Raw genomic sequence first — 25,391 nt, forward strand, 5'->3', positions numbered from 1 at the left:
GTGAAAAAAGCGGAAGAGCTGACCGAATTAATTCCAAAACTAAATACGTTTAAGAAGTTCGGCCGTGTAGTCCGTGTCGTTGGTCTGATGATTGAATCCCGTGGGCCAGAAAGCTCTATTGGTGATGTATGTCATATTCATATAAATAACACAATGAGTGACAGTGCGTTGATTAAGGCTGAAGTTGTTGGTTTTCGTGAAGAAATTGTTATTTTAATGCCTTATACGAATATTCGTAATATTTCTAGTGGATGTCTCGTTGAGGGATTAGGTAAGCCATTAGAAATTAAAGTGGGTATAAACTTAATTGGTAAGGTGCTTGATTCAATGGGAAATCCTTTGGATGGGAGCGAATTACCAAAGGGACTTTCTAAAGTGAACGTTGAAGCGGATCCTCCAAATGCGCTAATTCGTCCACCGATTAACGAGAAAATATCTGTTGGCGTGAAAGCGATTGATGGCATGTTAACTATAGGGAATGGTCAACGGGTAGGTATTTTTGCAGGCTCTGGAGTTGGAAAAAGTACATTGCTCGGAATGATAGCACGGAATACAAATGCGGATTTAAACGTAATAGCGCTTATTGGTGAACGAGGTCGTGAAGTACGTGAATTTATTGAACGTGACCTAGGTGCTGAAGGGCTCAAAAGAACAATTGTCGTGGCGGCTACATCAGATCAACCAGCTCTCATGCGAATTAAAGGTGCACTAACTGCAACTGCAATCGCTGAATATTTCCGAGATAAAGGCATGAATGTCATGCTTATGATGGATTCCGTCACTAGAGTTGCAATGGCGCAAAGAGAAATTGGGCTAGCAGTTGGTGAACCACCGGCAACTCGTGGGTATACCCCGTCTGTTTTTTCAATACTTCCAAAACTTCTGGAACGTTCTGGAACGAATGAACACGGTGCGATTACGGCATTTTATACAGTCCTTGTTGACGGCGATGATATGAATGAGCCGATTGCAGATGCGGTTAGGGGAATCTTGGATGGTCACATTGTTCTTGATAGAACACTTGCTAATAAAGGACAATTCCCAGCAATTAATATATTAAATAGCGTCAGTCGACTCATGAATCATATTGCTTCACCAAAACATGTGCAAGCAGCAGAGAAGTTACGTGAACTTTATTACACGTACAATAAATCTGAGGACTTAATTAATATTGGTGCTTACAAAAGAGGCACATCGAAAGAAATAGATATGGCAATTGAATATGAACCACTGATTACAAACTATTTAAAGCAAAAATATAACGAAAATATATCTATTGAAGATAGTATAAATGAATTAATTGAGCTTGGAATAGAAGGTGTTAGCACTTGAAGCCTTATGTTTATCGTTTTGAAAATGTGTTAACATTTCGCGAGCAAGAAAAATCACAAACAGAAACTGAATTTAAAACTGCCGTTGAATCTTTTGAAGTAGTAGCCACTGAATTATATGAGTTGTTGAAGAAGAAAGAAACGACATTAGATGAGCAAACAGAACGAATGGCTAATGGATTTTTTATCGATGAAATTCATCATTATACGCGTTTTATTGATAGTTTAGAAAAAAGTATTACAGAAGTTCAGCAAAAAGTTATGCAAGCGAGATCAAAAATGAATTGGTTTGAAGATAAATTATTAGAACGATCATTAGAAGTAAAAAAGTTTGAAAAAATGAAAGAAAAAGACCTTAAAGTGCATCGAGTTGAAGCGGAATATGAAGAAGCGAAGCGGCTCGATGAATTATCAACAATGACGTTCCGCGGAAGAGAAAACGGGTGGTAATATGGCGAAGAAAAATAAGGAATCGGTTGATATATCTGTCGCAAAGAAAGAAAAACAGCCAGGAGTATTTCAAAAACTATTACTTTGGATACTAATTCCACTTTTGTTTACAATGGCATTGGTTCTAATTATTGCTAAGTTTACGGATGTGAACGTCTTTGATAAAACAAAAGAGATGACAGCCGATTTACCTTTTATTGGGAATCAAGATGATAAAGGGAAGATTTCAGATTCAGATAATATTGTTTTAGAAGAACGGGTGGTCACGCTTCAAGCTGAACTCAAAGAAAAGGAAGCAGAGTTATTTAAACTGCAAACAGAGATAGATACATCAGCAGTCGAGAAAGAAGCTTTTCTTAAAGAGCAGGAAAGATTGCTTGATGAAATAGCTGTACTACAAAGAGGCGAAGAAAATTCTAAACTGAAGCTCACGGAAATAATTGCAACTTTTGAGAAAATGTCTGCTAAATCTGTTGCTCCAGTTATTACGAATATGAGCGATGCCGAAGCACTTCAAATATTAACGAATTTAAAACCTGATAGTTTAGCAGCAATATTAGAAAAAATGACGGCTGAAGATGCCGCAAAATATACGATGATGCTAACAAAATAGGTGAAATAGTAATATAAATCTGAAGGGAGGTGAAAAATTGAACATCAAATCTATTTCAACATCATTAAGAAGCGTGAAGCAACTAGATGCCCAACCTCGAAAGGCTGCAGATAAAAACCAATTTGGTACTGTATTTAATAACGTATTGGCAAGAAAACCAGCGAATTCTACAACGGAAGTGAAAGATGCTGCGGAAACAAAATTGAATAATGCCATTAAAACGATTTTAAATGCAACTACCACGGAAGAAGTACTAGATGGGCTTAATTTGAATGAAGATGAAGAAAGTATGTTAGTTACTGACGGCAATGTTAGCGGCCTATTCGATCACCTGAAACTACCAGAACTTGAACAACTTGCCGAGACGCTTGGAATTGAAAAAGAGCAACTTATCGAAAGTCTTGTTATTTTATTAGAAAAATCTGGTTTAAGTGAAAGTGAATTAGAAAGTTTAAAGTATGCGAATGATCCTTGGGTTTTAATAAATATTATAGACATAGTAGCACCTAAACTTTTTGCAGAATTGTCCCAAGCATTAGAAGGAAACGGTGAAATTTCGAAACAGCAAGCTATGGAACTATTAGCTTTTCTAAAAACGACCACAATTACTGCGTCGAAGATTGATTTGATGGCGAAACAAGAGCATCAAATTATCGCACTACAAAGTTTTTTAGCGATTACCTCTGAGAGACTTGAAGCAATAAATAATTCTAATCAAAACCGTTCAGCCGTGGTACAATTAATGGATGGATTTAGCTATATGCGCGTGGTTCCTCAAGCGGCAGCAGGGCAGAATCAACCACAAGAAGAGAACTTAAATGAAAGCCCGAAAGAAATAGTACACCAACCCGTCGTCAATCATTTATCAGCATTGAAAAGTGAAGCGTCGATAGCTGAAATTGAAAATCGCAACAACACACGTAATGAAACGTTACTGAGAGAAATGCAAAATATTTTTAAACGTGCAAACTTTGGACAAACTGGTGGCACGAATCGACTTATGATTAAGCTGTACCCTGAACATTTGGGACAAGTTCGAATAGAATTAATGCAAGTTAATGGTGTGATGACTGCACGCATTCTCGCGTCTACCGCACTTGGAAAAGAAATGTTAGATAGCCAGTCTCATCAATTACGTGCAGCTCTCTTACAGCAAAACTTACAGGTAGAGCGCATAGACATTTCGCAAACATTACAAGATACAACACGTAATGATCGTGATCAAGCATTTAATCAACACTTCAGAAAAGAACAAGAAGAGACATCTGAACAAAACAATCAAAACCAGGAAGAAGAAATGACATTCAAGGAATACATGATTGAGCTGGAGGCATAAATAAATGACGAATATTGAAGGACAAAAAACAATAAGCGGTACTGATTATCTCGTTAATAAAAAGCGTGATGAACGTAAAACGGGTGATGGTGTTATGGGGAAAGATGATTTCATGAAACTACTTATTGCCCAATTACAAAACCAGGATCCTACGAACCCAATGAAAGATAATGAGTTTATCGCACAAATGGCACAGTTTTCAGCACTAGAACAGACGATGAACTTGTCTAAAGCATTTGAAAAGTTTGCAGAAGCACAAGGTCAATCACAACTTATTCAATATAACCAATTTGTTGGTAAAGAGATTAAATGGCATCAAATCTCAGAAGACAAAAACGGTAATCCAGTTATGGATGAAGATGGCAAACCAGTCATCAACGAAGGAACGGGCAAGATTAATTCAGTGAAATTCGTCAACGGTTCTGCAGTTTTTACAATGGCTGACGGCAAAGAATTAACGCCGGGTAATATTTCGGAAGTGCTTGCAGGGTCAGGTAGTACAAATAGCCTTGTTGAAGCGAGTATGCTAATCGGTAAAAACGTCGGCTATATGGACGGAGAAGTAGAAAAATCAGGAACAGTCATTTCGGTTTCTAATAAAGATGGAAAACTACAATATATCTTAAATGATGGTAGTAAGATTGATGGAAAGAATTTCACTTCCATAAGTCAACAATAACGAACGGAGTGATTGTATGGACAACTTAAGCATCCACCGCATACCATCGCAACCAATTATTCGCCCAAATTCAACTGTACAGCCTGTTAAAAGCCCTAAACAATCATTTCTCGAACATTTAAACAAAGCGGCACAGCCGACTGAACTTAAAATTAGCAAGCACGCAACTGAGCGTTTAGCTGAAAGAGAAATCCATATATCAGAAGCAGAATGGGCGCATATTACAGACAAAGTGAACGAAGCGAAATCGAAGGGAATTAAAGACTCGCTCGTATTGCTGGACCAAGCCGCACTCATCGTGAGCGCAAAGAATTCAACAGTCATCACGGCGATGAACCGCATGGAAGCGAAAAACCAATTATTTACGAATATCGACGGCACAATCGTGCTTAGCTAAACGGCAGGACCTAAACTGGATGCCACCGTACCGCAGACTGATTGAAGCGGTACACTCAAAATTGAGGGGAGAACAATTATAAATGTTAAGATCAATGTACTCAGGAATATCAGGACTACGAAACTTTCAAACAAAACTAGACGTAATTGGTAACAACATCGCGAACGTGAATACTTATGGATTTAAAAAGGGCCGTACAGTTTTTAAGGACTTAATATCACAAACAGTTGCAGGTGCTTCAGGAGCGACGGCGACTCGTGGCGGTGTAAACCCAAAGCAAGTAGGTCTAGGTTCGCAAATTGCTGCAATTGACACACTCCATACACAAGGATCTACACAGTTTACAGGGAATACATTGGATCTTGCGCTGTCCGGGGATGGTTTTTTCATTTTAGGAGAGGCAGGATCAACAGGCTTTACTTATACGAGAGCTGGAAACTTTTATATGGACAAAGCAGGTTTTCTTGTAGATGCAGACGGGCTTTATGTAGCTGGACACGCAGCAACAATAACTAATGGTGCATCAGTACCTCCTACTGGCACCGAGGTTTCAGCAGGATTTATTGCAGGGGCTACTTATGATCGTATACAAATCCCAACGGATGCTCAAAGCATGAGTATTAGTCAAAGTGGAGCAGTAACATTTGTAAACTCGGATGGTGTATTAAATTATGCAGGAACGCTTATTCTTGCCAAATTCCCAAATCCCGGTGGATTGGATAAGGTTGGAGGTAATAATTATTCAGTGTCAAGTAACTCAGGAAACCCACTATATGATTTAGCTACTCTTTCAGGTATCGGTAAAATAGAATCAGGCTTCCTAGAAATGTCTAACGTCGACCTTGCAGAAGAATTCACAGAAATGATTGTCGCGCAACGTGGTTTCCAGGCGAATACGCGAATTATTACAACATCAGATGAAATTTTACAAGAACTAGTGAACTTGAAACGTTAATCTGTTTTTCTATAACTTAGCAATAGTCTTAGTAATTAATAGGTTGATTGGAGTGGTAGGTGGCGACTCCTGCGGAAAAGCAAGAGATCCGAGACCTTGCGGCCACCAGGATGTTGGTTATGCAGTCATTGCGACAGGACGTCGCGCACATAGACTGCTTTCCGTGCGGCTCGGATCCTTGCTCGCGGAAAGCGTCCACCTGAAACGGAAATCAGTTGTAATGGGATGTCAGAGTCTGGCACCCTAAAACCCGTGGAAGCTAGGTGCCGCCAAAACTCGAAATACAAGAATTATGTCGTCACCTAGCACCACGGGAAAAGGAGGGGTGGGCTTGGCTATAGATGCCCAGCCCTTACATATGATAAAAGTAACTCGCTTGAACGGCGCTATATTTACCTTGAATGCACTCTACATAGAAACAATCGAAACATTTCCAGATACGACGATATCAATGACGACTGGGAAAAAGTACGTTGTTCTGGATCAGGCTGATGAAGTACTTAGCCGTATTAACGAGTTTTATAAAGCAGTTCATTTGTTGTCCAATCCTTACGTCAGGGGTGTAGAAGAAGAAGATGAAGAATAAAATGCTAACAATTATACTAATTGTACTTGTAACATTAACACTACTTGGCGTTATTGCAGCTGTGCTTATATGGCAGTTTTCTAAAGACGTAGATGAAACAGAGAAAGAGCCTTCGATTGATGAGATTGTCGCATCGACTGTGGCAATTCCAGAAATAACGACGAATTTATCTAGTAAACAGTTCATTCGACTATCGCTTACAATTCAAACGGATAATGAAAAAGCGGCTGAAGAGTTAACGAAACGCGAATTCCAAGTGAAAAATATTGTGATTCAAGAACTGTCTGAACTAACATCACAAGATTTCGAAGGGAAAATTGGAAAACAAAACTTCGAAGAATCCTTGAAGTCGCTTATTAATCCCCTTATGCAAGAGGGTGAAATCACACAAGTATATATCGTGTCTTATATTATTCAATAAATGCATGACCAGGAGGTGACATAATGAGCAGCGACATATTATCCCAAAATGAAATTGATGCGCTGTTATCCGCGTTATCCACAGGAGAAATGTCTGCGGAAGACATTAAAGTTGAGGAAACACGGAAAGTCAGGTTGTATGACTTTAAACGTGCACTTCGATTTTCCAAAGATCAAATTCGCAGTCTTACACGAATACATGAAAACTTTGCTCGCCTTCTAACGACCTATTTTTCAGCGCAACTAAGAACGTATGTACAAATCGGAGTTGCTTCCGTAGATCAAATACCTTTCGAAGAATTTATTCGTTCAATCCCAAACATGACTTTAATTAATATCTTTGAAGTATCTCCACTAGAGGGTAATATTTTGATGGAAGTAAATCCGAATATTGCTTATACAATGCTTGATCGTTTAATGGGTGGGATAGGTACTAGTTCAAGTCCAAGTAAGGTAGCAGTCTTGACTGAAATCGAAACGAAGATTTTGATGAATTTATTTGAGAAATCTTTTGATAACTTACGTGAAGCTTGGTCAGGGATTATAGATATTGATCCTTATTTATCTGAAATGGAATCAAATCCACAGTTTCTTCAAATGATTTCGCCTAATGAAACAGTCGTAGTTATATCTTTTAATATCATTATTGGGGAATCAAGTGGGATGATAAATATATGTATTCCTCACGTTGTACTTGAACCGATTGTTCCAAATTTGTCTGTCAGGTACTGGATGCAAACAAATAAAAAAGAACCTACTCCAGAACAAAGTATTGCGCTAGAAAAACGTTTAAAACAAGCGCCGTTATCAGTTGTTGTTGAACTTGGACGTGGCAAAATGACGATTGAAGATTTCCTATACCTTGAGTTAGGAGATGTAATTTCATTAGATTGTAAAATTGATGAACCACTTACCGTGAAGGTAGGAGACGTTCCAAAATTCAAAGCACAACCGGGCCATTTGAAGAGTAAGATGGCCGTCCAAATTATCGAAACATTGACAGGAGGGGATGATGATGATGAGTGATATCCTTTCGCAGGAAGAAATCGAAGCGTTACTTAGTGGAGCACCAATGGCGAGTAATGACGAAGCAAACCCTATGGACAAGGAAGTAAAAACAGAAGATTATTTAACTGAAATTGAGATTGATACTCTTGGTGAAATAGGAAATATATCGTTTGGTAGTTCAGCAACTGCTTTATCTGCGTTACTTGGACAGAAAGTAGAAATTACAACGCCGACGATTTCAGTCGTTGATGAAGCAGTTATTGAAAAAGAATTTATCCATCCATATGTCGCGATTAAAGTAGAATATACAGCTGGACTAAGTGGCATGAATTTACTTGTTATCAAGCAAACTGATGCGGCAATTATAGCGGATCTTATGCTTGGCAGTGATGGCTTGACACCTAATCGAGAGTTAGGTGAAATTCATTTAAGTGCTGTACAAGAAGCTATGAATCAAATGATGGGTTCAGCTGCAACATCAATGTCGACAATGTTTAATCAAAAAGTTGATATTTCACCGCCTTCAATTGAACTTATGAATGTTCAAGATGAAGAAGGAACAAATAATATTCCTGACCATGATTTAATGATTAAAGTTGCTTTTTCCTTAAAAGTAGGTGATCTAATAGACTCTGAGATTATGCAACTACTTCCGCTTAAATTTGGGAAGGAACTCGTAGACAGATTAATGAATGGTGGAACTGACGAAGCTGCAGTAGCTGTTGCAGAAACAGCACCTCCAAAAGAAGAAGTAAAGTCGGTACCTATGCCTTCACCAGCACTAGAAGTTAATACTGCTCAGGCAATGCAATCGCCACAACAACAGCAGTCAATACAACCACAAAAACAAAAACAGCAAGTTGAAGTACAACAAGCGCAATTTGCAAGTTTTGAGAGTCCATCATTAAATGAAAATGAATCTCAGAATTTAAATTTGTTATTAGATATACCACTTCAAGTCACTGTAGAACTTGGACGAACAAAACGTTCTGTTAAAGAAATTCTTGAGATGTCTAGTGGTTCGATTATTGAATTAGATAAACTTGCTGGAGAACCAGTAGATATTCTTGTTAACCAGCGTCTAATTGCGAAGGGCGAAGTTGTTGTCATTGACGAAAACTTTGGTGTTCGTATTACAGATATATTAAGCCAGTCAGATCGAATAAATAATTTAAGATAAATAATAGGGGGTAATTGTAATGAGCAGACGAATTTTAATAGTAGACGACGCGGCATTTATGCGCATGATGATTAAGGATATTTTAACGAAAAATAATTTTGAAGTAGTTGGGGAAGCGGCAGACGGCCTTCAAGCTGTCGAAAAATATGAAGAATTAAAGCCTGACCTTGTGACAATGGATATTACAATGCCAGAAATGGATGGAATTGCAGCATTGAAAAAAATTAAAGAAACGAATCCCAATGCGAAAATTATTATGTGTTCTGCAATGGGCCAACAAGCGATGGTAATTGATGCTATCTCTGCTGGTGCAAAAGATTTCATCGTGAAGCCTTTCCAAGCGGATCGTGTTGTTGAAGCTATTGAAAAAGCGCTCGGGTAATAAGAGATGAAGCAAGTTAATGTATGGAAGGTAAGTACGCTATTAATTATGCTTTTCATGTTGTTAGTTGTTTATCCTATACAGTCAAATGCAGATGGGAATGTGTTTGATTGTATCGAGAACGACGAAGATTGTGAAGAGAGTATCACACCGGTTATAGAAGACAATGCAGATGAAACAAAACCAGCTGTTGCTTTAAGTGCTTGGGAATACATAAAAGTAGTTTTTGCATTGATTTTCGTAGTCGGGTTATTATTTTTCTTGCTCAAATTTATTAATCGGAAAAATCGTATGTATGATAAGACGCGATTAATGAAAAATATGGGCGGGATTACCCTCGGGCAACATAAGTCAGTTCAACTCGTTGTCATTGCAGAATCATTTTATTTAATCGGAGTGGGTGAAGACATTCGCTTACTGAAAGAAATTACAGACCCAGCTGAAATTGAAAGATTGATGGCATTTTATGAAGAAGCTGAAAGTGGACCAAAAACAGGATGGTTAGACATCATATTATCTAGAGAAAAACCATCGATGAAATCAGTAGACACAACATCAGATTTTAGTAATGTTTTTAACACGCGACTTGATGAAATGAAAGAAGAGCGTAAGCGGCATTTTGATCAATTGACTAAAAAGGGGCGCGACAAAGATGAATGATTTTGTCCAATTTTTTTCGGACAGTGATGCATCTAATGTAGCGACTTCTGTTAAAATGATGCTTCTTCTTACTGTGTTATCATTGGCACCGGCAATACTGATTTTAATGACGTCCTTTGCCAGGATTATTATAGTACTTTCGTTTGTGCGGACGGCACTTGCAACACAGCAAATGCCACCGAACCAAGTGCTAGTAGGACTTGCACTGTTTTTAACATTTTTTATCATGACACCAACATTTAACCAAATTAATGAAACTGCTTTGACACCATTGTTTGCTGATGAAATCACACTTGAAGAAGCTTATGAAGAAGCTAGTATTCCACTTAAAACGTTTATGACTAAGCATACGCGTCAAAAAGATTTAGAATTATTTCTTAAGTATAACAAGGCAGAACGTCCATCAGAGATTAATGATATTCCGCTTACTATGCTCGTTCCTGCATTTGCTTTAAGTGAGATAAAAACAGCATTTCAAATGGGCTTCATGATTTTTATTCCATTTCTAGTTATCGACATGATTGTCGCCAGTGTACTAATGTCAATGGGTATGATGATGTTACCACCAGTTATGATTTCGTTACCGTTTAAAATATTGTTATTCGTTCTCGTAGACGGTTGGCATCTAATCATCAAGTCTTTATTGCAGAGTTTTTAGGAGGGGTGCTATATGACAGGCGAAATGGTTATATCAATAGCTGAACGCGCAATCTCGGTCATCTTGATGACTTCCGGGCCTCTCCTAATCGTTGCACTTGCGACAGGACTTGCAGTCAGTATTTTTCAAGCGACGACACAAATACAAGAACAAACTTTAGCTTTCGTTCCAAAAATTGTTGCAGTTCTTGTAGGAATTGTTCTGTTTGGACCATGGATGTTATCAAGGGTAACTTCTTATGCAGCAGATATTTTCGAAAATCTAGTTAGGTATATCGGGTGATTTAATGGAAGATTTACTCCCAAAGTTATCTGGTTATTTACTCATTCTGACAAGGGTCACTGCCTTTTTTGTAACTGTTCCACTTTTTTCATACCGAGCAATACCAGCAACACAACGCATTATTTTTGCTGCAATTCTGGCGTGGATGATGGCCTATACATTGGATATACCCGAGATTAATATTGACGGTGCGTATCTATTACTTGTATTAAAGGAAGCTGTGGTTGGTTTATCAATTGGCATCATTGCCTTTATGGTAATGTCTGCTATCCAAATTGCCGGAGGTTTTATTGATTTTCAGATGGGCTTTGCAATTGCAAATATAATTGATCCGCAAACCGGTGCACAGTCACCACTTCTCGGCCAATTCTTTAACACATTGGCAATTCTCTTACTACTCTCACTTAATGGACATTATCTTTTATTAGATGGTATTTTTTATAGCTATCAATTTATTCCAGTTGATCAAGCATGGCCAGCATTCGGTTCAGAGCGTTTTGCTGAATTTGTTATAAAGACCTTTGCAGCTTCTTTTGGAATTGCATTTCAAATGTCAATACCGATTGTTGCAACTTTATTTCTTGTTGATTTGGCACTAGGTATTACTGCAAGAACAGTTCCACAGTTGAATATTTTTGTAGTAGGTTTCCCAATTAAGATAGGAGTCAGTTTTATTGTCCTTGGTATTATGATGGGCGTTATGATTGCAGTTATGAAAAAATTGTTTGAATTTATGATAATTAGCATGAGGGATATTATGATCCTTCTTGGGGGCGGCTAGTATGAAATTACGGCTTAATCTGCAATTTTTCGCAGGTGAAAAAACTGAAAAAGCTACAAGTAAAAAACGACTTGATTCCCGAAAAAAAGGTCAAGTGTTAAAAAGCCAGGATGTCACTAGTGCAGTTGTCCTTCTTTCGGTTTTCCTTTTCCTATTTTTTTCCGCGAGTTTTATGAGGGATCGTTTTTTTCAGTTTTTTAAGCATTCATTCTCCCAGTACGTACCGATGAAATCATATGATTCAGATACGATTATGCTTGTTTATGTGGATGTTTTAATGTCTATGGCTATTGTTCTACTACCTATAATGATTGTAGCTATGATTGCGGCTGTAGCAGGTAATTTACTACAGTTTGGATTATTGTTTACCGCTGAGCCTTTGAAATTCGATTTAAAGAAAATTGACCCTATTAAAGGTTTTAAACGTATATTTTCAATTCGTGCAATTGTTGAATTGTTTAAATCAATATTAAAAATTTCATTTATTGGATCAGTCACATTTATTATTGTCTATTCAAATATTGATAAAGTTCTTGGACTAGCGTTTAAGAGTCCTTGGGATACATTGTCCACTGTTGGTGGGCTTACTGCTTTAATGGGCATAACTGCCTCATTTACATTATTATTCATTTCGATACTAGACTTTATGTATCAGAAATTTGACTATGAAAAAAATCTCCGAATGTCCAAGCAGGATATTAAGGATGAACATAAAAATAGCGACGGTGATCCAATGATTAAATCACGCATAAAGCAGCGCCAACGTGAAATGGCAATGCGTAGAATGATGCAAGAAATTCCGAGCGCGGATGTTATCATTACGAACCCGACCCATTACGCTATAGCGATTAAGTATGACGACGGAAATATGGATGCGCCGATTGTAGTTGCAAAAGGTGTTGATTTCGTTGCTCAGAAGATAAAGTTAATTGCGAAGGAACATGAAATTGTAACTGTTGAAAATCGTCCACTTGCCAGGTCACTTTATGATCAAGTTGATATTGGCCAACGCATTCCAGAAGAGTTTTTTAAAGTAACCGCAGAAATACTGGCGTATGTATATCGAATACAGCGCAAAATTTGACGAGTAGAAAGCAGGGATGACAATGCAATTTAGAGATATAGGTGTGCTCTCGGCTGTTATTATGATTGTCGCGATGCTCGTCATCCCACTACCACCGTGGCTTCTTAGTTTTTTGATAATCATAAATATTACTCTCGGATTGATGGTTTTACTGACTTCTATGAATATGCAAGAAGCGTTACAGTTCTCGATATTCCCAACATTGTTACTCCTTCTTACGTTGTTTAGACTAGGCCTGAACGTTTCAACGACTCGGGCAATCTTAAGTAATGGAGATGCGGGTGGAGTTGTTGAAACGTTTGGGACATTTGTAACAGGCGGCAATGTTGTTGTAGGACTTGTAGTCTTCGTTATACTTATCATAATACAGTTTCTTGTTATTACGAAAGGTGCCGAGCGGGTATCTGAAGTTGCTGCTAGATTTACACTCGATGCGATGCCTGGTAAACAGATGAGTATCGACGCGGATTTAAACGCAGGGATGATTTCTGAGGTTGATGCGCGTGCACGTCGTGAAAAAGTAAGTAACGAAGCAGACTTTTACGGGGCAATGGATGGTGCAACGAAGTTTGTTAAAGGTGATGCAATTGCAGGTATTATCATCGTCATTATCAATTTGATGGTTGGTATGATTATCGGTGTCGTGCAAATGAAACTTCCTTTTAATGAAGCAGCACTTCTTTTCTCGCAACTGACAGTCGGTGATGGAATCGTTTCTCAAATTCCTGCCCTATTAATTTCTACTGCAACAGGTATAGTTGTTACGCGTGCAGCTTCTGAAGGTAATCTTGGTGCTGACATTACAAAACAACTTCTTGGACAGCCGAAATTATTATATGTTGCAGGTTCAACAATATTACTACTTGGCTTAGTAACACCAATTAGCAATATGTTGACACTTCCAGTTGCACTTATGCTTGGAGGAAGTGCCTTTTTTATGTCACGAAAACCAGAGGAAAATCCTGAGGAAATGTTAGAAATGGAAGAGGATATGGAGACCGGTGAAATGAAAAGTCCTGAAAATATTGTCAATCTACTAAATGTGGATCCAATTGAATTCGAATTTGGTTATGGGTTAATTCCGCTTGTTGATGCAACACAAGGAGGAGATCTCCTTGACCGGGTAGTTATGATACGTAGACAATTGGCGATTGAATTAGGACTTGTAATTCCTGTAGTACGTATTCGGGATAATATCCAACTTCAACCAAATGAGTATAGAATTAAAATAAAGGGTAGTGAAATGGCAAGAGGTGAGTTACTTCTTGATCATTATTTAGCAATGAGTCCTGGTGGAGAAGACTCTATTGATGGAATCGATACAATTGAGCCTTCATTTGGTTTACCGGCGAAGTGGATTACAGAAACTGTTAAGGAAGATGCTGAAATTCTAGGCTTTACAGTCGTTGATCCTCCGAGTGTTGTTTCAACTCATTTAACTGAAATTATTCGTGCAAATGCAGCTGATTTAATCGGTCGTCAAGAAACAAAACAACTTGTTGATCATGTTCACGAAACATATCCAATTCTTGTGGATGAGTTAACGCCAACACCGTTATCCATTGGAGAAATACAAAAAGTTCTTGCAAAATTATTAAGCGAACAAGTATCGATACGAAACTTACCTATTATTTTTGAAACACTGGCAGACTACTCAAAATACACATCCGATGTGGATGTCTTGACAGAATATGTAAGGCAAGCATTAGCTAGACAGATTACTAAACAATATTCGGGTGATAACAATTCACTTAAAGTATTAACTGTTTCTGGAAAAGTAGAAAAATTAATCGCAGATAATATCCAGCAAACAGAGCAAGGCAATTACTTATCAATAGATCCGCAGCAATCACAACTTATATTAGAATCGATTGCACAAGAAGTAGAGAGAGTGGCACTGTTAGATCAATCACCAATCATATTATCTTCGCCTGCAATACGAATGTACTTGAGACAAATTACAAATCGGTACTTTCCTCAAATACCTGTATTGTCATATAACGAACTTGAAGCATCTATTGAAGTCCAAAGTGTTGGGGTGGTGAATATTGCATGAATATGAAAAGGTATACAGCAGATACAATGGTAAATGCAATGAAAAAAGTACGTGCTGACTTTGGTGATGATGCGATTATTTTAAGTTCAAATGTCGTAAAATCAAAAGGTTTTCTTGGTTTATTTCAAAAAAAATCTGTTGAAGTTGTCGCGGGTCATGATAAACAAGTAATACAGCGTCCAGAAACGTCACAAATTGTGCCGACTTTCATTCCTGAAGGGAAAGATACTTCAACTGAGGAATTAAAGAAAGAAATGGCTGAAATGAAAAGTCTAATTAAAAAGATTCGACCTATTGCAGATAATTCTCGCTTCCCGGAAGAAATGAAACCACTTTTAAATCGATTGACTCAGCAGGGATTATCAGATGATCTCATAACGAGCTTGGCAGATGAATTGTTCACAAAAATGAAAACAGAAAAAAAAGACTTTTCGATCAATGAACAAATTGAAATTGTGAAAGCGATTTTAATTAAAGAAGTTGAGGAGTTACCATTTGGAGGTATTTCATTTACTAAAAAATATGTAAATGTTATAGGTCCAACGGGTGTTGGAAAGACAACGACAATTGCTAAAATAGCCGCTCGAGCTCTTCTCGAACAGAAGAAAAAAGTAGGCTTCATTACGACTGATACGTATAGAATTGCTGCAATTGAACAACTTCGAACATATGCGAATTTACTACAAGCGCCGGTTGAAATCGTTTACAACAGCACGGATTTTAAAGAAGCACTACATAAATTTTCTAATCTAGATCTCGTTTTTATAGATACTGCAGGTAGGAATTATAAAGAAGTGAAATTCGTTGACGATTTATCTCGCTTAATCGATTTTTCACTTGATATGGAATCGTTTTTAGTCCTATCATTGACTTCGAAAGAGGAAGATATGCGCGGTATTATTAAGCAGTTTGAGTCGTTTCCAATCGAGAAATTCATCTTCACCAAGATGGATGAAACAAGTTCTATTGGTCCGATGTTTAATTTAATGAAAGAATATTCAATGGGTGTGGCTTATTATACTGATGGACAAGAAGTGCCTGAAGATATAACCGAAGGAAATGCTGAAAAATTAGTTGCTTTATTGCTAGAGGGTACTCAAGATGCATGATCAAGCGGAGAATTTACGACTCAAAATGCTAAAAGCTCAAGGAAAACTTTCAAGATCCATAGCTGTCGTGAGTGGTAAAGGTGGTGTTGGAAAATCAAACTTTTCGACAAACTTTGCTTATGCCCTAATTTCAAAAAATCAAAAAGTGCTCATTGTGGATATGGATATTGGAATGGGAAATATTCACATATTGCTCGGCATGACACCACAAAATAGTTTGAAAGATTATTTAGAAGGTTCTATGGAAATTAATGATGTTATAAATGTAACATCCGAGGGACTACATTTTATTTCAGGCGGTTCAGGACTAGATACGATTATGGATTGGTCTGATAATAACTTCAAAAGACTTATTACTGCTTTTGAGCACTTGCAAAAAGAATATGATTTCATACTTTTTGATATGGGTGCTGGGGCTACTCAAAGCGCTATTGAACTAATTATCGCTGTTGATGAAGTAATTGTAATTACGACAATAGAGCCGACCTCACTTACGGATGCTTATTCAATGATGAAATTCATTTGTGCAAGGGATCCCGATAAGACATTCCACATCTTGAGTAACCGAGTTTCAAAGGACAATAATGGTGACGAAGCAGCTGATAGATTACAATTTGCAATGCAGAAATTTCTATTTAAAGAAACGAATGTACTAGGCTTCTTACCGGAAGATCCTATGGTACAAAAAGCAGTAATCGTACAAAAACCATATTTACTTCTATATCCAAATGCCGCAGTTTCGAAAAAGATGATGATAATAGCAAATACTTTCGTTCGAAATAATTCGGAAGATATTAAGGAGAAAGGAATTGGTTTCCTTGGTAAGTTGAAAGATTTGTTTGTGAAAGGACGTGTTTAATTTGGAACTAGGAAAAATTAAAAAAGTTCTCGTTGTTGATGACTCAGCGTTCATGCGTAAACTAATTTCAAGTATTATTAATTCACATCCAGAGCTAGAAGTTATTGGCACAGCACGCAACGGTAGAGATGCGATTGATAAAGTGTTGGCATTAAAACCTGATGTTGTAACTATGGATGTTGAGATGCCATTAATGAACGGACTTGAGGCATTGCAAGTAATTATGGAGAAATGTCCAGTTCCAGTTGTCATGCTGTCTAGTACAACTAAAACAGGGGCGGAAAATACAATGCTTGCTATTGAATTCGGCGCATTCGATTTTGTTGCTAAACCAGGTGGTGCGATTTCATTAAATTTAAATGAAGTACAGGAAGAAATTCTTGGAAAAGTTGTAGCTGCCGCTGGTGTTCAAATTTCTAAACTTAAAAAGATTAGACCGACAAATCCTATTGAAAACTTTTCTGAAAACAAGAAAACGCTGTTAACACCTAAAAAGATAAATAATCTGACATCGAATATACCAGCACGTCAAAGTAGAAATAGTCCAAAACAGAATTTTCACAAAATGAATAAAAAATTTGTTATGATAGGTACTTCTACAGGCGGACCTAGAGCACTACAAGAAGTGTTGACGAATTTACCCAAGGACTTAGGTGCTCCAATATTGATTGTGCAACATATGCCACCTGGTTTCACGAAATCATTGGCAGATCGATTAGACAGTCTAAGTGAAATAAACGTTAAAGAAGCTGAATCTGGCGAGCCTTTTATAAATGGCACTGCTTATATCGCGCCTGGAGGAAAGCACTTGAAAGTAAAAAAGATTGGTGCATCTTATATTGCTCATCTTGATACTTTAGAGGCACCACGTTCAGGACACCGTCCATCTGTTGATGTACTTTTTGAGTCTGCTTCCCAGTTATCCAATATGAATTTTTTAGTCGTAGTGATGACAGGTATGGGCTACGATGGTAGAGCAGGGATGGTAAGACTTAAGGAAGTTGGACAAACAATTGCAATCGCAGAGTCAATAGACACATCAATTGTATATGGTATGCCCAAAGCAATTGTAGATGCTGAGCTTGCCGACGAAGTTGTGGATTTACAGGATATTGCAGCATCAATTATGAGGAACTTAAAGACATAAAGGAGGGATTTAAATGGATACGAATCAATATATGGACATGTTTATTGAAGAAAGCAAGGAACATCTTCAAGCATGTAATGAGCATCTTCTTGAACTTGAAAAGAATCCGGAAGATCTTGCAATAGTAAATGAAATATTTCGTTCAGCACATACATTAAAAGGTATGTCTGCGACGATGGGGTATGAAGATATCGCTGATTTAACGCATGTAATGGAAAACATTCTCGATGCTATTAGAAATTCTAAGCTACGTGTTACAACAGAAATATTAGATGTTGTATTTGAATCCGTCGTTTATCTAGAGCAAATGGTTTACGATATTGAAGCTGGTGGAGCTGGTAAAAAAGATGTTTCTACACTTGTTGCGCTACTGAATAGAATAGAGGCAGGCGATAGTAACGTTTCTTTAGCACAAACGGAAGTTGCAGTTACTTTAGAGGTCGAAAAAGATGAAGCAACGAATTCAGTGCATTATGACGAGTTTGAAATGACTGTCATGTCACAATCGTTTGAACAAGGATTTGAAGCTTTCGAGATCACTGTTTCACTACGCGGAGATTGCCTTTTGAAAGCAGCAAGAGTATTTATGGTTTTTGAAATACTTGAATCTGCTGGGGATATTATTAAATCTGAACCAGCCGTTGATCGACTTGAAGATGAGGATTTTGATTCTCAATTCACAGCAGTCCTCATTTCGAAAGAAGATGTAGACGTTATAAAAGCTAAAATAATGAAAGTTTCTGAAATTGAAGAAGTGCATGTTAAATCTATAACAAATGAGTACTTATTAGACAGCAAACGCACACATGACGATGAAAAAATTAAAGTGTCAGAAAGTGTGAAGAAAGAAGAAGAAGAAGTCGTCGTTGGGAGTAAACCGAACGCCGCTCCTAGTAATCGCGTGCAAGCTCAGGCGAGTAATCGTACAATTCGTGTAAATATTGAAAGACTAGATATCTTAATGAACTTATTCGAGGAACTCGTTATTGACAGAGGACGACTTCAGTCCATCGCTGATGAAATACATCATCCAGAATTAACGGAAACTGTCGAAGGAATTACACGTGTATCTGGTGATTTGCAAAATATAATCTTGAATATGCGTATGATACCAGTTGAAACGGTATTTAATCGATTCCCTACTATGGTCAGACAACTTGCTCGTGACCTGAACAAGAAAGTGAAACTAGAAATAGTTGGTGCAGAAACAGAGCTGGATCGAACTGTAATTGATGAGATAGGTGATCCACTTGTCCATCTAATTCGAAATGCGCTTGATCACGGTGTAGAGACACCAGAAGAGCGTCGTGCAAAAGGTAAGCCAGAAGAGGGAACTGTTACGCTTAGCGCTTATCATTCTGGGAATCATGTGTTTATTGAACTTGAAGATGACGGTGCAGGTGTTAACCGTGAACGTGTTCTTGCGAAAGCAATTTCAAGCGGTGTCGTAACAGAAGAGGAATCTCTTTTAATGACAGACCGTCAAGTGGCCGAATTAATTTTAGCGTCAGGCTTTTCAACAGCAGAAAAGATTTCAGATGTTTCTGGTAGAGGTGTAGGTTTGGATGTTGTCCGAACAACAATCGAATCGCTCGGTGGTCATATTTCTATTGAATCGACAGAAGGAAAAGGTTCTTTATTCCAGGTCCAATTGCCGTTAACATTGTCAATTATTTCAGTCATGCTTGTTAATTTAGAAAAAGAAGTTTATGCAATTCCTTTAACATCTATTATTGAAACTGCAATTATTAGAACGTCAGATATTATGAATGCACATAATCAAAAAGTAATAGATTTTCGAGGAAATATCATACCGCTTCTTAACTTGAAAGAAATCTTTAAAATGCCTGAAGAACAAACAGGTGCTATTGAGCATCAATCTGTAGTCATCGTTCGTAAAGGTGAAAAACTTGCTGGACTATTAGTAGATTCATTTATTGGGCAACAAGAAATTGTTCTAAAAGCACTTGGAAACTATTTAACGAGTGTCTTTGCAATATCTGGAGCGACAATTCTTGGAGATGGGCAAGTTGCACTTATTGTTGATTGTAACTCATTGATTAAATAGTCGGGAGTGATAAATATGACTGAGATAGTAGAGGGAAATGAATTAAAAGTAATCATTTTTGAATTGGTTGAAAAAGAATATGCAATTGAAGTTGATGTAGTCCAAGGGATCGAACGTCTGATTTCAATTACTCGTGTTCCGAATACCCCTTCTTACGTTAAAGGGGTTACTAACCTTAGAGGAATAGTTACACCGATTATTGATTTGCGCGCAAGATTCGGCTTAGAATTAAAAGAGGTTGATGATAGTACAAGAATAATTATTGTATCACTTGAAGAGTATAATGTCGGCTTAATCGTCGATGGTGCAAATGATGTATTAGATATACCGCGCGATGCAATTGGGCCACAGCCGGATGTTGTAGGTTCTGTTCAATCTGAATTTATTTCTGGTGTTGCAAAAATTGATAGTCGTCTGTTTGTAATGTTAGATTTGCAGAAAGTATTAGAACCAGTAAAACGGGTGGTCGTAGAATGAGCAGTGAAATTCCGATAACGGATATGCATCTAGATGTATTAAAGGAAATTGGTAATATAGGGGCTGCACACGCGGCAACATCACTTTCACAATTACTTGATCGGAAAATTGATATGAAAGTACCTAGTGTAGAACTAGTATCATTTGATGAAATGTTTGATCTTGCCGGAGGCGCGGAAGAAGAGGTTGTCGGTATTTTTCTTCGTGTTGAGGGGGATCTTACTGGTAGCATGTTCTTCATTTTGTCTATTGAAAGTGCGAATCGCTTTATCCAAAAGCTTATCGGAGATGCTACATTCGATTTTAATTCTTCATCTATACCTGAGATTGGAATTTCAGCGATGCAAGAACTTGGCAATATTTTATCTGGATCTTATTTATCCTCATTATCTGATTTCACGGGCTTAAAAATACAGCCAACTGTACCATCCTTAAGTATTGATATGGTAGGAGCAATTGTTAGCTTTGGTTTAATTGAAGTATCTTATGAGAGTGATGAGGTTATCGTTATTAATACACAAATTTCAGAAGAAAGTGCGGAAGGTATCGAAAGTATGAACGGTCATTTTTTCTTATTACCTGATCCAACTTCATACTTAACAATATTCCGATCACTAGGCGTGCTTTAAAATGATTACGGTGAAAGAAGTAGTCAGAGTAGGTATTGCAGACATGAATATTGTGAAAAATACGGGAACGATACGTACAACGGGCCTAGGGTCTTGTGTAGGTGTAATTCTATACGATGAAACAAAGAAAATTGCAGGTATGTTGCATGTGATGTTGCCAGATTCTAGTCTTGACAGGTCCAAAAGGATTAATGTATCGAAGTTTGCTGATACCGGCGTATTTGCCCTAATAGAATTACTTAAAGCAGAAGGTGTGCGACCAATGTCTTTAAAAGCAAAGATAGCAGGTGGTGCGCAAATGTTTCAATTCGGTTCTAATGATACGATTCGGATCGGTCCACGTAATATCGAAGCAGTTAAAAATGAACTGAAGCGTTTAGCTATCCCTATTATTGCCGAAGATACTGGCGGGTCCAATGGTCGGACGATAGAATTTGACCCAGAGACATCAATACTGTCTATTAGAACGGTCAATAAAGGAACGGTTGAAATATGAAGGAACGGCGGCTGGAATCTTCAGACGTCTTTTTTTATCTAATAGATTTTTATAGCGTCTTCATTTTTCGACAAAATTTGCTATAATGGTGGGAAGGTATATCGGAATCATCAAGGAGTGAGGAATTCGATGTCAAAACAAAATCAGACAAAAGAAGTTACATATTGGGAGCGCTGGACTTCGAATCGTGACCCAGAAGCCGGGGATATGCTTGTGAAAAAGTATAAGCCGCTTGTTTCATATCACGTACAACGAATTAGTTCTGGATTACCGCGAAATGTTTCTAGAGACGATATAATGAGTCTCGGACTACAGGGCTTATTTGATGCATTAACGAAATTTGACCCAGGAAGAGACTTGAAGTTTGACACGTACGCCTCATTTCGAATTAGAGGTACAATAATTGATGGCCTACGTAAAGAAGATTGGCTCCCACGTTCGTCAAGAGATAAGTCGAAGAAGTTAAAAATAGAAATCGAAAAACTTGAACAATCAATTATGCGTCATCCAACAGCTGAAGAAGTTGCCGATCATATGGGCTTAAGCGTTGGAGAAGTTTACCAAACGATGCATGAACAGTATTTTTCCAACGTACTTTCAATTGATAATAAATTACAAGATGATGAAGACGAAAGCCAGAGTCCATTTATTTTAAAGGACAATCATTCTAAAACACCTGAGCAAATGACCATAATGGGTGAATTAGTAAAAGAGCTAGTTATTAAAATTAAAGAATTAAATGATAACGAACAACTTGTGCTAAATCTTTTTTATACAGATGAATTAACGCTAACTGAAATAGGCGTAATATTGAACTTATCAACTTCCAGGATATCTCAAATTCATTCTAGAGCATTATTTAAATTAAGGAATTTATTGGCGCCAGAAGTAATCGATGGAGGGATATTATGAGCTTAAAAGGAATCGAACTCCAAATTGCGATACCCAAAACATTCGATGCAGGTAAAGTTGCTGAACAAAAACAACAACAATCTCAATTAAATCAAGATCAAGCAAATGTACTAATGGAGCGACAAACACTGAAAAGTCGTGAAACCGTTCTAGAAGCTGAAGAGTTATCTAAAACAACACGTGAAAAAAAAGATCGTGAAGAAGGTCGAAAGAACAATAAAGATCAACATAATGAAGAGGAAATGGAAACTGTGCATCCTTTTAAAGGTGCATTTGTTGACTTTATGGGGTAATGACAATGCTAATGATTGCTGTATTATTTTTATTCGTCGCACTATTGATTAGTTTTTATTTTATTGCTCTACTCAATGCCAAAGTATCAAAATTTGACGATTTAGAGCTTCGACAAAGTAAGTTGATGAGAGAGATGGATGATTCAATAGGTGCATATTTAGCTGAATTAAAAGATGAAAATGACAGGCTTATTAAACAGCTTATGAAACAAGAAGAAAGACAAAGTAATTTGATTAAAAGTCAAACTGCTGAGTTGTCAAAAACTAATACTAATACTGCGCTAAATGAAGTTGAAATTGACGCTATACCTATTAGGAAACCTATTACACCAATTAAACATGTATTAAAATCATATGGTGCAACGACTCTTATAAAACAAGATATTGAACAGGTGACAACCGAAGTCGATGACAGAAAACGTTCCATACAGCTTTATGATTCAGGATATACGATTGAAGAGATTGCAAAAACGCTCGGCAAAGGAAGAACAGAAGTAGAACTCATTTTGAAGTTTAGATAAATATAGTTGCTAAAATAATTATTATATGCTATATTACCAAGTGGTATTACTACACACGTACATGGACAAAGGAAACGGTGCCGAGAGGTCGTTCTTTTGGATGAACTGTACGGAGGAATCCAACCAAAACAGGAGGAATAGACATGGCAGTAGTCTCAATGAAGCAATTATTAGAAGCAGGTGTTCATTTCGGACACCAAACACGTCGTTGGAATCCAAAAATGAAGAAATTTATTTTTGTTGAACGTAACGGCATTTACATCATCGATCTTCAAAAAACAGTAAAATTACTTGAAGAAGCATATGCATTTATGCGTCAAGTTGGCGAAGACGGTGGAAAAGTACTTTTTGTTGGTACAAAAAAACAAGCACAAGATGCGATTAAAGAAGAAGCGGAACGTGCGGGAATGTATTATATTAACCAACGTTGGCTCGGTGGTACGTTGACAAACTTCTCTACGATTCAAAAAAGTGTTTCTCGTATGAAACAAATTGAACGTATGGAAGAAGACGGAACATTTGCAGTTCTACCTAAAAAAGAAGTTGGTCAATTGAATAAAGAGCATGATAAATTAGAGAAATTCCTCGGTGGTATCCGAAATATGAAAGCTTTACCAGATGTACTTTATGTGGTTGACCCACGTAAAGAACGTATCGCTGTAGCAGAAGCTATCAAGTTACACATTCCAATCGTTGGAATTGTTGATACAAACTGTGATCCAGATGAAATCGACTATATCATTCCTGCGAATGATGATGCGATTCGCGCAGTTCGTTTATTAACAAGCAAAATGGCAGACGCTTTACTTGAAGCAAGACAAGGTGAAGAAGATGAAGAAGAAGCACCTGTTGAAGCAGTAGCAGCTGCACCAGTATCAGTAGAATAATTTTTAAAGAGTGGATGAAAAGTCCAAAGTAGAATAAGGGCGCCACTTCCTAAGGGAAATTAAATGTCAATAGACAATTTAAAAGTAAGTCCTTTTTGAACAACCCCCTAATGGAAGACGATAAGCGGCCAACCCCCTTATCGTCTTTTTTTAGGAATTGATGACATATATTGGAGGAATGAAAATAATGACAATAAAAATAACAGCTCAAATGGTGAAAGAACTACGCGAAAAAACAGGTGCAGGAATGATGGATTGTAAAAAAGCACTTACTGAAGTAAATGGTGAAATGGATGCTGCAATCGACTTTTTACGTGAAAAAGGTCTTTCTAGCGCCGCGAAAAAAGCAGATCGTATTGCAGCAGAAGGTATTACATCTGTTCATATCGATGGCAATGAAGCCGTTATTCTTGAAGTGAATGCTGAAACAGATTTCGTTGCTAAAAACGAAGGTTTCCAAACACTTGTAAAAGAGTTAGGAGAACATCTTCTAAATGTTAAGCCGGCTACAATTGAAGAAGCTAACAACTCGAAACTTGAGAATGGTTTGACTGTTGATCAACATATCTCAAATGCAGTTGCGAAAATTGGCGAAAAGTTAACACTTCGTCGCTTTGAAATTCGTACTAAAACAGATAATGATGCATTTGGTCCATATCTACACATGGGTGGCCGTATTGGTGTTCTTGTGTTATTAGAAGGATCTTCTGATGAAGAAGCTGCAAAAGATATTGCGATGCACGTTGCAGCACTTAATCCGAAATACGTATCGCGTGATCAGGTTTCTGAAGAGGAAGTTGATCGTGAAAGAAAAGTACTTACTGAACAAGCTTTAAATGAAGGAAAACCTGAAAATATCGTAGCTAAAATGGTAGAAGGCCGAATCGGTAAATTCTTTGAAGACATTTGTATTCTTGATCAGGCATTTGTTAAAAACTCTGATCAAAAGGTCGGCGAATTTGTTAAATCTACTGGCGGCACATTGAAAGAGTTTATTCGCTATGCAGTTGGCGAAGGAATTGAAAAACGCGAAGAAAACTTTGCAGATGAAGTTATGAATCAAGTACAAGGGAAATAAGTTTCAACTAAATGGGGAGCACACATGTGGTGTTCCCTCTTTTTCGAGAAAATCCGA

30 protein-coding genes are annotated in these 25,391 nt (G+C 37.5%); all 30 read left to right on the plus strand.

The annotated features are described in order from the left end of the window. A complete protein-coding gene (fliI, locus tag AC3RV6_RS04885; RefSeq protein WP_489748337.1) occupies positions 1-1,332 on the plus strand; it encodes a flagellar protein export ATPase FliI in 1,332 nt (443 codons plus the stop codon). Further along, on the plus strand, positions 1,329-1,781 hold the full coding sequence (gene fliJ / locus AC3RV6_RS04890; protein ID WP_489748338.1) for a flagellar export protein FliJ: 453 nt from the start codon (positions 1,329-1,331) through the stop codon (positions 1,779-1,781). Before fliI ends, fliJ begins: the two co-directional genes overlap by 4 nt. Before the next feature lies 1 nt (position 1,782). After that, a complete protein-coding gene (locus tag AC3RV6_RS04895; RefSeq protein ID WP_489748339.1) occupies positions 1,783-2,394 on the plus strand; it encodes a MotE family protein in 612 nt (203 codons plus the stop codon). Between the two features lie 37 nt (positions 2,395-2,431). Next, positions 2,432-3,730 (plus strand): flagellar hook-length control protein FliK, encoded by a 1,299-nt coding sequence (locus tag AC3RV6_RS04900; protein WP_489748340.1) that lies wholly within the window; start codon positions 2,432-2,434, stop codon positions 3,728-3,730. A 4-nt stretch (positions 3,731-3,734) separates the two neighbouring features. Continuing rightward, positions 3,735-4,409 (plus strand): flagellar hook assembly protein FlgD, encoded by a 675-nt coding sequence (gene flgD, locus AC3RV6_RS04905; RefSeq protein ID WP_489748341.1) that lies wholly within the window; start codon positions 3,735-3,737, stop codon positions 4,407-4,409. Between the two features lie 16 nt (positions 4,410-4,425). After that, positions 4,426-4,806, plus strand: a complete 381-nt coding sequence (locus AC3RV6_RS04910; protein ID WP_489748342.1) for a TIGR02530 family flagellar biosynthesis protein — start codon at positions 4,426-4,428, stop codon at positions 4,804-4,806. Between the two features lie 82 nt (positions 4,807-4,888). Then, on the plus strand, positions 4,889-5,761 hold the full coding sequence (flgG, locus tag AC3RV6_RS04915; protein ID WP_489748343.1) for a flagellar basal body rod protein FlgG: 873 nt from the start codon (positions 4,889-4,891) through the stop codon (positions 5,759-5,761). 358 nt (positions 5,762-6,119) lie between these two features. Beyond that, positions 6,120-6,347: a flagellar FlbD family protein gene (locus AC3RV6_RS04920; RefSeq protein WP_489749191.1), complete on the plus strand. Its 228-nt coding sequence runs from the start codon at positions 6,120-6,122 to the stop codon at positions 6,345-6,347. Further along, on the plus strand, positions 6,337-6,768 hold the full coding sequence (gene fliL, locus AC3RV6_RS04925) for a flagellar basal body-associated protein FliL (protein WP_489748344.1): 432 nt from the start codon (positions 6,337-6,339) through the stop codon (positions 6,766-6,768). Before AC3RV6_RS04920 ends, fliL begins: the two co-directional genes overlap by 11 nt. 23 nt (positions 6,769-6,791) lie before the next feature. After that, on the plus strand, positions 6,792-7,793 hold the full coding sequence (gene fliM, locus AC3RV6_RS04930) for a flagellar motor switch protein FliM (RefSeq protein WP_489748345.1): 1,002 nt from the start codon (positions 6,792-6,794) through the stop codon (positions 7,791-7,793). Continuing rightward, positions 7,783-8,955 carry a flagellar motor switch phosphatase FliY gene (fliY, locus tag AC3RV6_RS04935; protein WP_489748346.1) on the plus strand — a complete coding sequence of 391 codons (1,173 nt, stop codon included), beginning with the start codon at positions 7,783-7,785 and terminating at the stop codon, positions 8,953-8,955. Before fliM ends, fliY begins: the two co-directional genes overlap by 11 nt. 19 nt (positions 8,956-8,974) lie before the next feature. Beyond that, positions 8,975-9,337 carry a response regulator gene (locus AC3RV6_RS04940; RefSeq protein WP_489748347.1) on the plus strand — a complete coding sequence of 121 codons (363 nt, stop codon included), beginning with the start codon at positions 8,975-8,977 and terminating at the stop codon, positions 9,335-9,337. 6 nt (positions 9,338-9,343) lie between these two features. Further along, on the plus strand, positions 9,344-9,997 hold the full coding sequence (locus AC3RV6_RS04945; RefSeq protein ID WP_489748348.1) for a flagellar biosynthetic protein FliO: 654 nt from the start codon (positions 9,344-9,346) through the stop codon (positions 9,995-9,997). Next, a complete protein-coding gene (fliP, locus tag AC3RV6_RS04950) occupies positions 9,990-10,655 on the plus strand; it encodes a flagellar type III secretion system pore protein FliP (protein ID WP_489748349.1) in 666 nt (221 codons plus the stop codon). The genes AC3RV6_RS04945 and fliP overlap by 8 nt, the downstream gene beginning before the upstream one ends. Before the next feature lie 12 nt (positions 10,656-10,667). Continuing rightward, entirely contained in the window at positions 10,668-10,937 is a 270-nt protein-coding gene (gene fliQ / locus AC3RV6_RS04955) for a flagellar biosynthesis protein FliQ (protein WP_489748350.1), read from the plus strand. 4 nt (positions 10,938-10,941) lie between these two features. Continuing rightward, entirely contained in the window at positions 10,942-11,718 is a 777-nt protein-coding gene (gene fliR, locus AC3RV6_RS04960) for a flagellar biosynthetic protein FliR (protein WP_489748351.1), read from the plus strand. Position 11,719: 1 nt separating this feature from the next. Further along, positions 11,720-12,802 (plus strand): flagellar biosynthesis protein FlhB, encoded by a 1,083-nt coding sequence (gene flhB, locus AC3RV6_RS04965; protein ID WP_489748352.1) that lies wholly within the window; start codon positions 11,720-11,722, stop codon positions 12,800-12,802. Positions 12,803-12,824: 22 nt separating this feature from the next. Continuing rightward, the gene (flhA, locus tag AC3RV6_RS04970) at positions 12,825-14,858 is read left to right on the plus strand and encodes a flagellar biosynthesis protein FlhA (protein ID WP_489748353.1); all 2,034 of its coding nucleotides are present in this window, start codon (positions 12,825-12,827) and stop codon (positions 14,856-14,858) included. Continuing rightward, positions 14,855-15,967 (plus strand): flagellar biosynthesis protein FlhF, encoded by a 1,113-nt coding sequence (locus AC3RV6_RS04975; RefSeq protein ID WP_489748354.1) that lies wholly within the window; start codon positions 14,855-14,857, stop codon positions 15,965-15,967. The genes flhA and AC3RV6_RS04975 overlap by 4 nt, the downstream gene beginning before the upstream one ends. Continuing rightward, a complete protein-coding gene (locus AC3RV6_RS04980) occupies positions 15,960-16,826 on the plus strand; it encodes a MinD/ParA family protein (protein WP_489748355.1) in 867 nt (288 codons plus the stop codon). Before AC3RV6_RS04975 ends, AC3RV6_RS04980 begins: the two co-directional genes overlap by 8 nt. A gap of 1 nt (position 16,827) precedes the next feature. After that, complete coding sequence (locus tag AC3RV6_RS04985; RefSeq protein WP_489748356.1) at positions 16,828-17,973, plus strand: protein-glutamate methylesterase/protein-glutamine glutaminase; 1,146 nt, start codon at positions 16,828-16,830, stop codon at positions 17,971-17,973. A 13-nt stretch (positions 17,974-17,986) separates the two neighbouring features. Beyond that, complete coding sequence (locus tag AC3RV6_RS04990; protein WP_489748357.1) at positions 17,987-20,041, plus strand: chemotaxis protein CheW; 2,055 nt, start codon at positions 17,987-17,989, stop codon at positions 20,039-20,041. A gap of 15 nt (positions 20,042-20,056) precedes the next feature. Then, complete coding sequence (locus AC3RV6_RS04995) at positions 20,057-20,518, plus strand: chemotaxis protein CheW (RefSeq protein WP_489748358.1); 462 nt, start codon at positions 20,057-20,059, stop codon at positions 20,516-20,518. Next, entirely contained in the window at positions 20,515-21,147 is a 633-nt protein-coding gene (locus tag AC3RV6_RS05000; protein WP_489748359.1) for a chemotaxis protein CheC, read from the plus strand. The genes AC3RV6_RS04995 and AC3RV6_RS05000 overlap by 4 nt, the downstream gene beginning before the upstream one ends. Position 21,148: 1 nt before the next feature. Then, entirely contained in the window at positions 21,149-21,643 is a 495-nt protein-coding gene (locus tag AC3RV6_RS05005; RefSeq protein WP_489748360.1) for a chemotaxis protein CheD, read from the plus strand. Between the two features lie 129 nt (positions 21,644-21,772). Further along, entirely contained in the window at positions 21,773-22,555 is a 783-nt protein-coding gene (locus AC3RV6_RS05010; RefSeq protein WP_489748361.1) for a FliA/WhiG family RNA polymerase sigma factor, read from the plus strand. Next, on the plus strand, positions 22,552-22,848 hold the full coding sequence (locus AC3RV6_RS05015; protein WP_489748362.1) for a hypothetical protein: 297 nt from the start codon (positions 22,552-22,554) through the stop codon (positions 22,846-22,848). Before AC3RV6_RS05010 ends, AC3RV6_RS05015 begins: the two co-directional genes overlap by 4 nt. Before the next feature lie 5 nt (positions 22,849-22,853). Further along, positions 22,854-23,369 carry a hypothetical protein gene (locus AC3RV6_RS05020; protein ID WP_489748363.1) on the plus strand — a complete coding sequence of 172 codons (516 nt, stop codon included), beginning with the start codon at positions 22,854-22,856 and terminating at the stop codon, positions 23,367-23,369. Positions 23,370-23,512: 143 nt separating this feature from the next. After that, positions 23,513-24,256 (plus strand): 30S ribosomal protein S2, encoded by a 744-nt coding sequence (rpsB, locus tag AC3RV6_RS05025; protein ID WP_489748364.1) that lies wholly within the window; start codon positions 23,513-23,515, stop codon positions 24,254-24,256. Positions 24,257-24,449: 193 nt separating this feature from the next. Then, complete coding sequence (gene tsf / locus AC3RV6_RS05030; protein WP_489749192.1) at positions 24,450-25,334, plus strand: translation elongation factor Ts; 885 nt, start codon at positions 24,450-24,452, stop codon at positions 25,332-25,334. Positions 25,335-25,391: the final 57 nt, after the last annotated feature.

The organism is Sporosarcina sp. So3-204, from assembly GCF_058068165.1.